The organism is Janthinobacterium sp. GW458P, assembly GCF_002127585.1.
Taxonomy (GTDB): Bacteria; Pseudomonadota; Gammaproteobacteria; order Burkholderiales; family Burkholderiaceae_D; genus Janthinobacterium.
Genome location: NZ_NEGZ01000092.1, coordinates 1 through 10,471 on the forward strand (window position 1 = coordinate 1; position 10,471 = coordinate 10,471).

General features: G+C 63.3%; 9 protein-coding genes and 1 pseudogene. 8 read left to right on the forward strand and 2 right to left on the reverse strand.

Annotated features, from left to right (window positions below):
• Positions 1-206 (reverse strand): annotated as a pseudogene (locus CBW50_RS27260) (carbohydrate porin); the annotation flags it as partial.
• A 309-nt stretch (positions 207-515) separates the two neighbouring features.
• Here CBW50_RS27260 and CBW50_RS27265 point away from each other — a divergent pair.
• The 8 genes from CBW50_RS27265 to CBW50_RS27300 all read left to right on the forward strand — a co-directional run bounded on the left by CBW50_RS27265 (position 516) and on the right by CBW50_RS27300 (position 10,314).
• Positions 516-1,826, forward strand: coding sequence for a sugar ABC transporter substrate-binding protein (locus CBW50_RS27265; protein ID WP_086148399.1), 1,311 nt, complete (start codon positions 516-518; stop codon positions 1,824-1,826).
• Between the two features lie 213 nt (positions 1,827-2,039).
• Positions 2,040-2,900: a carbohydrate ABC transporter permease gene (locus CBW50_RS27270; RefSeq protein WP_086148400.1), complete on the forward strand. Its 861-nt coding sequence runs from the start codon at positions 2,040-2,042 to the stop codon at positions 2,898-2,900.
• A gap of 10 nt (positions 2,901-2,910) precedes the next feature.
• Positions 2,911-3,729: a carbohydrate ABC transporter permease gene (locus tag CBW50_RS27275; protein ID WP_086148401.1), complete on the forward strand. Its 819-nt coding sequence runs from the start codon at positions 2,911-2,913 to the stop codon at positions 3,727-3,729.
• A gap of 18 nt (positions 3,730-3,747) precedes the next feature.
• Positions 3,748-4,797 (forward strand): ABC transporter ATP-binding protein, encoded by a 1,050-nt coding sequence (locus tag CBW50_RS27280; RefSeq protein WP_086148406.1) that lies wholly within the window; start codon positions 3,748-3,750, stop codon positions 4,795-4,797.
• Positions 4,797-6,272 carry a mannitol dehydrogenase family protein gene (locus CBW50_RS27285; RefSeq protein ID WP_086148402.1) on the forward strand — a complete coding sequence of 492 codons (1,476 nt, stop codon included), beginning with the start codon at positions 4,797-4,799 and terminating at the stop codon, positions 6,270-6,272. The genes CBW50_RS27280 and CBW50_RS27285 overlap by 1 nt, the downstream gene beginning before the upstream one ends.
• A 15-nt stretch (positions 6,273-6,287) precedes the next feature.
• A complete protein-coding gene (locus tag CBW50_RS27290; RefSeq protein ID WP_086148403.1) occupies positions 6,288-7,205 on the forward strand; it encodes an AraC family transcriptional regulator in 918 nt (305 codons plus the stop codon).
• A 56-nt stretch (positions 7,206-7,261) separates the two neighbouring features.
• Positions 7,262-8,188, forward strand: a complete 927-nt coding sequence (locus CBW50_RS27295) for an AraC family transcriptional regulator (RefSeq protein ID WP_216356424.1) — start codon at positions 7,262-7,264, stop codon at positions 8,186-8,188.
• A 71-nt stretch (positions 8,189-8,259) separates the two neighbouring features.
• Positions 8,260-10,314 (forward strand): esterase-like activity of phytase family protein, encoded by a 2,055-nt coding sequence (locus CBW50_RS27300; protein WP_086148405.1) that lies wholly within the window; start codon positions 8,260-8,262, stop codon positions 10,312-10,314.
• A 40-nt stretch (positions 10,315-10,354) separates the two neighbouring features.
• On the opposite strand, the gene CBW50_RS27305 is transcribed toward CBW50_RS27300, so the two are convergent.
• Positions 10,355-10,471 (reverse strand): integrase core domain-containing protein (locus CBW50_RS27305; RefSeq protein ID WP_139842572.1); only part of this gene is annotated, 117 nt, incomplete at its 5' end.

The following is a 10,471-nucleotide window of genomic DNA, read 5'->3' on the forward strand; positions in this document are numbered from 1 at the left end:
TTGCCCAGACGATATTTCATGGTATTGCCGCCCAGGCCATAGCAGCTTTGCGGGCCGCCGCCGTCGGCGGTGGTGCTGCCGGCGCCGGCGCGCAGGTAGCCGTGGAAGCCTTCCGCGTCGCCAGGGTACATGGGGCCGGCTGCGGCGGCAGCGCTGGCGATGGCCAGGAGCAGGGCAGCCAAGGGTTTCAATGCAGTGCGATTCATGCGGTCTCCAGAAAAATGTAGGTGGTAGCGGCGGCGCCCCAACGAGGCGGCCACCGCGCACGGTCTAATGCCGAAAACCAAGTCTAGCAGCGCTTTTTTAACCAGCCTGATACAAATCGAACAAGTAGCGATACTTTCTTTCAAAGTGTTGTTTTTACTCAATGTCGATACTCTGGTGCATAGCGGGGATGCAAAAGAGTATTGAATTGCGGTTTTGGAGTATCAGAAAGTATCAAAGCCCGGTGCTACATTGTGGTCGTGGTGCCAACAAGCGGCATTGCCAACGACAAAAAACACTGGAGACACACAATGAAACGTACCGCCATTGCCGCGCTGTGCGCCGGCGCGCTCTGCCTCAGCGCGTCCGCCTTTGCCGCAACCGACCTCGTCATCGCCACCGTCAATAACGGCCACATGATCGAAATGCAAAAGCTCGGCAAGTTCTTCGAGCAAGCCAATCCCGACATCAAGCTCAAGTGGGTGACCCTGGAAGAGGGCGTCTTGCGCCAGCGCATGACCACCGATATCGCCACCAAGGGCGGCCAGTTCGACGTGATGACCATCGGCCTGTATGAAACGCCCATCTGGGGCAAGAAGAACTGGTTGATCCCCATCAAGCCGGACGCCAAATACGATATCGACGACCTGCTGCCGGCCATCCGCGAGGGCCTGTCCGGCGACGGCAAGCTGTACGCGTCGCCGTTCTATGGCGAAAGCTCGATGATCATGTACCGCAGCGACCTGGTCAAAAAGGCGGGCGTGACGCTCGAAGACCGCCCCAGCTGGACCCAGCTGCGCGACGTGGCGGCCAAGCTGCACGATCCGGCCAACGGCGTGTACGGCATCTGCCTGCGCGGCAAGCCGGGCTGGGGCGACAACATGGCCCTGATCACCACCATGGCCAATTCCTATGGCGGCCAGCTGTTCGACATGCAATGGAAGCCGCAATTTACCAGCAAGCCGTGGAAGGACGCGGTCACCATGTATGTCGAGCTGATGAAGAAATACGGCCCGCCGGGCGCGGCCGCCAACAGCTTCAATGAAAACCTCGCGCTGTTCAACCAGGGCAAGTGCGGCATCTGGATCGACGCGACGATCGCCGCCTCCTTCATCACCGATCCGAAGCAAAGCAAGGTGGCCGACAAGGTGGCGTTCGCCCAGTCGCCCGTGGGCGTGACGGAGCGGGGCGCCAACTGGTTGTGGATCTGGTCGCTCGCGATTCCGTCGAGCTCGAAGCATCCGAACGAGGCGCAGCGCTTCATCAACTGGGCCACCTCGCCCGATTACGTGAAACTGGTTGCCAAGGAAACGAGCTGGGCCAACGTGCCGACAGGCACGCGCAAGTCCACGTATGCCAGCCCCGACTTCCAGAAAGTGGCGAAATTTGCCGCCGCCGAAGGCAAGGCCCTGGCAACCACGCGCGCCGTGCAAAGCACCTTGCCGCCGTCGCCCTACGTGGGCGTGCAATTCGCCTCGATTCCCGAATTCCAGGTGATCGGCGTGGCGGCCGGCCAGCAGATGGCGGCAGCGCTGCTGGGCAAGGTGACGGTCGAGCAGGCGCTGGAGTTGTCGCAGCAGACGGCGGAACGCGAGATGCGCAAGGGCGGGTATTACAAGTAGGAGGATAGCCTGACCAAACCTGCTGCGCGTCGCGCTTTGCGGCCGGCGATGCTCACCGTACTCCAGTACGGTTGCGCTTCTCGGCCACAAATCACTGCCGCTCGCTACGGTTTTGTCAGGCATCTTTGTTGTGCCGTTTGGTTTGTAACACAGGTGACATGACTGGCCTCGCTATTGCGCTAGATCACTCACCTCACGTCTCAAGAGAACCCTATGAAACGCTTTATCCCCCGGACTTTGCTGACGCCGGCCGTGGTCGCCGTCTCCGTCATTTCCGTGATCCCGCTGCTGATCACGCTGTATTACGCGTTCGTGCGCTATTCCATGCTCGATCCGAGCGGCCATCCTTTCCATGGCCTGGCCAATTTCCACTTTTTCTTTACCGATGCCTCGTTCCTGCCGGCCTTGCAGAACACGTTCACCCTGCTGTTTTCCGTCATGCTGGTCACGGTGGTGCTGGGCACGGCGCTGGGCTTGCTGATCAATGAGGCGTTCCCGGGGCGCGCCATCGTGCGCGTGCTCTTGATTTCGCCGTTTCTCGTCATGCCGGCCGTCAATGCCCTGATGTGGAAAAATATGCTGCTCAACCCGATCTACGGTCTGTTTGCGCAGATCAGCATCTTCTTTGGCGCCACGCCCGTCGACTGGCTGTCGGCCCATCCCCTGTTTTCCATCATCATGATGGTGTCGTGGCAATGGCTGCCGTTTGCCTGCCTGATCTTCATGACGGCGCTGCAATCGATGGACCGCGAACAGCTGGAAGCGGCGCGCATGGATGGCGCCACCTATCTGCAGCAGTTGCGCTACCTCTACATTCCCCACCTGGGGCGCGCCGTCTCCGTGGTGCTGATGATCGAGATGATCTTTTTGCTGTCGATCTTTGCGGAAATCTTTACCACCACGGGCGGCGGTCCCGGCTTCGACACGACCACCATCACCTTCATGATCTATCAGCAGGCACTGCTGTCGTATGACGTGGGAGCGGCCTCGGCCGGCGCCCTGTTCGCCGTGCTCATCGCCAACATCGCCGCCTTCTTCCTGATGCGCGTCATCGGCAAGAATCTGTCGAAATAAGGAGACCTTGATGCATAGCAAACTTCATTTATATAGCCGCGCGGCCGCCGCCTGGCTGTGCGCGCTGCTGCTGTTCTTTCCCATCTTCTGGCTGGGCCTGATGGCCTTCAAGACGGAAGGGCAAGCCATCGCCACGCCGCCGCTGCTGTTCTTCACGCCCACCCTGGACAGCTTCCGTGAAGTGCTGGCGCGCGACAATTACTTCGGCTACGCGTGGAACTCGCTGTTCACCAGCGTGGTCTCCACCGCGATTGGCCTGCTGATCGCCATCCCGGCCGCCTATTCGATGGCCTTCTTTCCCACGGGCGGCACCATCGGCTTGCTGAAATTCATGCTCAGCTCGCGCTACATGCCCGGCGTGGGCGCCCTGATGCCGATCTATATCTGCTACCAGTACTTCGGCCTGCTCGATACGCGCATCGGCCTGACCATCATGTTCATGCTGATGAATCTGCCCATCATGATCTGGCTGCTGTACACGAGCATGAAGGAGCTGCCGCGCGAAATCCTCGAGGCCTCGCGCATGGACGGCGCCACCGTGTGGGACGAATTCCGCCACGTCGTGCTGCCCCTGTCCGTGGGCGGCATCGCTTCCACGGCGCTCGTTTGCATGGTGTGGTCGTGGAACGAGTCGTTCTGGTCGCTGAACCTGGGCGCCTCCAACGCGGGCACCCTGGCCTGGCTCATCGCCTCGTATTCGAGCCCGGAAGGACTGTTCTGGGCCAAATTGTCGGCCGCTTCGCTGATGGCCATCGCGCCGATCATGGCGCTGGGCTGGTTCTGCCAGAAACAACTGGTCCAGGGTATGACCTTCGGCGCTGTTAAGTAAACACTATTGGATGACATCATGGCTTACCTTCAACTGAGCAATATCGAGAAATTCTTTGGCGAGCACCGCGCCATCAAGGGCATCGACCTGGACATCCGGCAGGGCGAATTCGTCGTCTTCGTGGGGCCGTCGGGTTGCGGAAAATCAACCCTGCTGCGCCTGATCGCGGGCCTGGAGCCGATCGACGGCGGCAAGCTGTCGCTCGACGGGCGCGACATCACGAATCTGCCGTCATCGAAGCGCGACCTGGCGATGGTGTTCCAGTCGTATGCGCTGTACCCGCACATGACGGTATTCCAGAACATGTCGTTCGCGCTGAAGCTGGCCGGCGTCGATGCGGCCATCATCCGCGAAAAAGTCGACAAGGCGGCCGCCATCCTCGACCTGGGGCGTTACCTGGAACGCACGCCGAAGGAATTGTCGGGCGGCCAGCGCCAGCGCGTGGCCATCGGCCGCGCCATCGTGCGCGACCCGAAAGTGTTTTTGTTCGACGAACCGCTGTCGAACCTCGATGCGGCCCTGCGCGTGCAGACGCGCATCGAGATCGCCAAGCTGCACCGCGAACTGGGCGCCACCACCATCTATGTCACGCACGACCAGGTCGAAGCGATGACCCTGGCCGACAGGGTGGTGGTGCTGCGCGACGGGCAGATCGAGCAGCATGGCTCGCCCCTGGAGCTGTATGACCATCCCGCCAACCGTTTTGTGGCGCAATTCATCGGCACGCCCAGCATGAACGTGGTGCCTGCCGACGCGGCGCCGCAGCTGCTGGCGCAGGCGGGCAGCGCGGCGCAGGCGGACGGCTTTGTCGGCATCCGCCCCGAACACGTGCACCTGGGCGCGGCGCAGCCGGGCAGCGTGCCCGTCACCGTCGAACTGGTGGAGTCGCTGGGCGTGGAAACCCTGACCTATGTGCGCCTGGCGAACAATGTGCAGCTGGTGTCGCGCGACGCCGAGCGCAGCAGGCTGCAGCCGGGCCAGCAGACGCAGCTGACGTTCGAGCCGGGCTTCGTGCACTATTTCGACCGCGCCGGCAAGACCTGTGCGGCGGCGAAAGGAGCGCTGTAATGGCCGCCATCGCATTGAAGCAATCGAACCTGGGCAAGCTGCCAGGGAACGTGGCCGTGCCCGCGTATGCGCGCGAGGCGCTCGTGCCCGGCATCGTGCATATCGGCGTGGGCGGTTTTTTTCGCGCCCACCAGGCCGTGTACCTCGACGACTTGCTGGCCTTGCCAGGCAACGCAGAATGGGGATACTGCGGCGTGGGCTTGCTGGCGATTGATGCGGCCATGCGCGACGCCATGCGGGCGCAGGACGGTTTATATACGGTGGTCGAGCGCAGCGCGGCAGGCGACACGGCGCGCATCATCGGCTGCATCGGCGAATACCTGTATGCGCCCGCCGAGCCGCAAGCCGTGCTGGAAAAGCTGGCCGATCCCGGTACGCGCATCGTCGCGCTGACCATCACGGAAGGCGGCTACTACGTGAACCAGGGCACGGGCGAGTTTGATGCGGATCATGCCGACATCGTGCATGATCTGGCGCACCCCGGGGCGCCGCGCTGCTCGTTCGGCTACCTGGCCGCCGCCCTGGCCCTGCGCCGCCAGCGCGGCCTGGCGCCGTTTACCATCATGTCCTGCGATAACCTGCAAAACAACGGCGACGTGACGCGCAAGATGCTGCTGGCATTTGTCGCCCTGCGCGACCTGGAACTGGCGCGCTGGCTGGCCACGCATGGCAGCTTCCCCAACAGCATGGTCGACCGCATCACGCCGGCCACCACGGACGAACACCGGACGCTCGTGCGCGAACGTTTTGGCATTATCGACGCATGGCCCGTCGTGTGCGAGCCGTTCCGCCAGTGGGTCATCGAGGATGAATTCCCGCTGGGACGCCCGGCCTGGGAACAGGCGGGTGCGCAGATGACGCACGACGTGCTGCCGTATGAAAAGATGAAGCTGCGCTTGCTCAATGCCAGCCACCAGGCCCTGTGCTACATTGGCATGCAGCTCGGCTACACGTATGCGCATGAAGCGATGGGCGATGCGGGCGTCCGCCTGCTGGTGCGGCGCATGATGGATGACGAGGTGACGCCCCTGCTGGGCGCAGTGGCAGGCATCGATCTGGCGCAGTATAAAGAGACGCTGATCGAGCGCTTTTCGAATCCGGCCGTGCGCGACCAGCTGGCGCGCATCGGCACGGAAGGTTCGGCGCGCATCCCGAAATTCGTGCTGCCGTCCGTGCGCGAGGCGCTGGCGCAGGGCGGCGCCATTGCGCTGCTGGCCTTTACGGTGGCGTGCTGGTTCCGCTACCTGGAAGGCCATGACGAAGCGGGGCGCGAGATGCCCTTGAGCGATCCGTACGCGGCGCGCCTGCGCGCGCTGGCGCTGCAGGGCGGCACGGACGCCGCGCCGCTGCTGTCCTTGCGCGAGCTGTTCGGCGACCTGTCCGACACACCCGCGTTCACGCAGGCGGTGGGGCAGTCGCTGGCCAGCCTGTATGGCCTGGGCGCGCGCGCGGCGCTGGAACAGATCGTCGCCTGACGGGGAGGGCGCGCCATGCCACGCAAGGCCGGATATCCGCAGGTGGAGCAGGAACTGGAACAGCAGCGCGACGCCACGCCCGGCTTCGAGCCGAAAGGCAGTTTCGGCTTCATCCGCTACCTGGAGCACGGCTTTCCGAATGCGCTGGTGCGCTGGCATTATCACGACGAGTACGAGCTGCACCTGATCGTCGGAACGAGCGGCAAGGTCTTTGTCGGCGACTACATCGGCCAGTTTGCGCCCGGCCACCTGGTGCTGACGGGGCCGCGCGTGCCGCATAACTGGGTCTCGCTCGATACGCCGCCCGAGGGCGTGGCCCTGCGCGACATGGTGATCCAGTTCTCGCATGCGCCGCTGGCCTCGATGGCGGCCGCCATCCCCGAACTGAAGGGGATTTTTCCGCTGCTGCAGCGCGCCCTGCACGGCGTGGAATTCTTTGGCGTCAGCGCGCAGTCGCTGCGGCGCTTCCGCCGCATCCGCGACAGCAATGGCCTGCCGCGCTTCATCGAATTCCTGACGTTGCTGGGCGAGCTGGCGCAGACCAGCGACTACCAATTGCTGTCGACGGTGCCCATGCAGTCGAGCGACGATGACGTGGCTTTGGCGCGCATCAGTTCGGCCATCAACTTTATCGTGCACAATTACAGCAGCCAGTTCTCGCTGAAACAGCTGGCCGAGCAGGTGGACATGCCCGAGCGGACGTTCTCGCGCTTCTTCCGCCACGCCACGGGGAACAGCTTCACGGACTTCGTCAACCGCCTGCGCATCAACAAGGCGTGCCAGCTGCTGATGGAAACGCAGCGCTACGTCAGCAATATCTGCTACGAGGCGGGTTTTAACAATGTCGCCAATTTCAACCGGCGCTTCCTGGAATTGAAGGGCATGACGCCGAAGGAGTTTCGCCAGCAGGCGCTGGGCCGCTTTGGAGAATGACGGCAATTGGAGTACATTGGCTGGAAAAGGCCTGCAACAGCCTGAGAGAGACGAGCATGGAACACCTATGGCACAAGGACGGCGAGCGCAAGGCGCCCGAGCTGGAACGCGAAAGCTACGACGGCATCATCAATTACCTGGAACACGGCTACCCCAGCTCGCGCGTGCGCTGGCACTGCCATGAAGAGTATGAGCTGCACCTGATCGTCGCCACCAGCGGGCGCCTGTTCGTGGGCGACTACATCGGCGAATTCTCGCCCGGCCACCTGGTGCTGACGGGCCCGCGCCTGCCGCACAACTGGATTTCCAGCGTGATGCCGGACGGCGGCGTGGCCCTGCGCGACATGATCGTGCAGTTCGCCCATGCGCCGCTGGCGGGCGCCGCGCGCGTCATTCCCGAACTGCGCGAGCTGCTGCCCCTGCTCGAGCGCTCCAGCTATGGCGTGGAGTTTTTCGACATGGGCCACGAGGCCGAGCGGCACCTGGCGCGCATCCGCGCCACGCATGGCGCTGAGCGCTTCGCCGAATTCGTCCAATTAATGAGCAAGCTGGCGCGCACGGCCAATTACCGCCTGCTGTCAAGTGCCTCGCTGCGCTCGTACGACGATGACGCCACCCTGGCCAAGGTCAATGCCGTCCTCAATTACATCACGGACAATTACCGCGAGCCGATTTCGGCCGAAATGCTGGCCGAGCAGGTGGGCATGTCGCTGAGTAAGTTCTCGCGCTTCTTCCGCAAGGCGACGGGCAACAGTTTTACCGATTTCATCAGCCGGCTGCGCATCAACAAGGCTTGCCAGCTGCTGATGGATACCGACCAGTACGTGTCGAACGTCTGCTACGACGTGGGTTTCCAGAACGTGGCCAATTTCAACCGCCGCTTTTTACAGGTAAAAGGCGTGACGCCCAAGCAATTCCGGCGCCAGGCCGATGGACGCTTCGGCGGCATCGGCGGGCCTGTTGCGGATACGCCACTGGCGTGACGGCTGTCATGGGCTTGTCACGTTGAACAGTTACTCTCCACGGCTTCAATCCCACCCTAGCCGAGGAATGCATGAACACTGCTGTAACGTCGACCCCGAAACTGACCCTGCTGGCCATCGCCGCCGGCCTGGCCCTGGCCGCCTGCGGCGGCAGCGATAATCCGCCGGCAGAGCCTTCCAAGCCCGTGGCGCAGACGGGCGTGTTCCTCGACGGCGCGGTGGAAGGACTCGATTACGTGGCCGGCGGCGCCGCCAAGGCCAGCACCAACGCCAAGGGCGAATTCATTTGCAACCCGGGCGACACGGTGACCTTCAGCGTCGGCGGCCTGGCCCTCGGTTCGGCGCCGTGCGGCGCCGTCGTCACGCCGCTGGCGCTGGCCGCCAGCACGAACGTGGCGGACGACAAGGTCGTCAACCGCCTGCTGGCGCTGCAACTGCTCGACGAGGACAGCGATCCGTCGAACGGCATCAAGCTCACGGCCGAAGTGAAGGCCGCGCTGGCCGGCAAGACCCTGGACTTTGCCGCCGCCCCGGCCGTCTTTAACACGGCCCTGGCCGCGCACCTGGCATCGGTGGGCGGCAAATTCGCCGGCCGCACGGTCGATGCCGAGCGCCGCGCCCTCGTGCGCGAGCATTTCGAGGATACTCTCGCTTCGAAAGCGGGCGCGCCCGTCAACGAGGCGCTGACGCAAGCCAATCCTGTGGGCGAAGTAAAAGTCACCGTGACGCGCTACCAGATCCAGGCGGCCGACAAATTCTACGTGCCGTACGAAGGCGCCAACGCCAAAATCAAGGGCGAATTCCCGAACGGCTTTTTGCCGTCGTACGGCTCGGGCCTGGCCTACAAGGGCAAGAATGCGGCGGGCGACCTGGAATTCTATGGCTTGACGGACCGCGGCCCGAACGGCGACGGCCCGCTGGTGCCCGACCCTTCGGGCAAGGGCACCATCGGCAGCAAGATCTTCCCGTCGCCCAGCTTTACCCCGTCGTTCGGCGTGATCACGGTCGGCAAGAACGGCGCCGTGCTGGCGTCGAGCACGCCGATCAAGGTGTCGGCCACCGTCAACAGCTCGGGCTTGCCCGTGCCCGTGGGCGCGGTCGGCAATTCGGCCGAGATTCCCGTCATGGATGCGATGAAGTTCGACGCCGCCGGCAAGGCCGTCTTCAACGCGGGCGGCCTCGATTCGGAAGCCATCGTCGTCGATGCCAAGCGCAATGCGCTGTGGGTCTCGGACGAATACGGCCCCTTCATCGTCAGGATCGATGCCGCCACCGGTATCATCCAGGCCAAGTACGAGCCGGGCAAGGGCTTGCCGGCGCTGTTCGCCAAGCGCCGCGCGAACCGCGGCATGGAAGGCATGACCCTCGACACCAGCAACGACAAGCTGTACGCCTTCCTGCAAAGCCCCTTGTCCGACGGCAGCGCGCCGTACACGGTGACGAAGAAGAATGAACAGGTCGAGCGCTTCGCCCGCTTCACGCGCTGGATCGAATTCGACCCGGTGACGGGCACCAGCGGCAAGATGTATGCGTATCCGCTCAACGCGGCCGACTACCAGGATGGCCGCACGGGCAACGCCAAGCTGGGCGACATGGTGGCGCTGGGCGGCGGCAAGTTCCTCGTCATCGAGCAGGGCGCCGCGCCATCGGGCAAGGTATTCAATAAACTGATGCTGGTCGAACTGAAGGGCGCCACCGATATCGCGGCCGCCGCCTACAACGCGACGACCTCCGACCTGGAGAAAAGCAGCATGGGCGGCGCCCCCGTCAATGGCGCCGACTGGGCCGCCGTCACGCCGCTGAAGAAAACGCTGCTGCTGGACTTGAACGCCATCGGCTGGGCGGCGGAAAAGGCCGAAGGCCTGACCCTGATCGACGAGTCCACCATCGCGCTGGCCAACGACAATGACTTCGGCCTGAAAACCAAGGTCTTTGACGCGAACGGCGCGGAAGTGGCGGACGCCGACGTGACCAAGTGCACGGTCGACGCCAACGGCGCCATCGTCACGAGCAGCGCGGCCGGCTGCAACGCGGCCAACACCATCCGCGTGGCGCGCGGCGACGACCGCGAGCGTCCAAGCCGTCTGTGGATCGTGAAGTTCGCCAAGGCGCTCAATACGTATTGATGCCGTTTGAATGTCCAGTCCTAAAATAGGTTGACAGTATTTATTGCTGCACAAACGCCCGATGCACCGCATCGGGCGTTTTGTACTTCAAGGCCGTATGTGGTCGTTCCTGGTTGTATATCCGCACCGATTGCGCCACCATTTTGCTCGCCTGTTT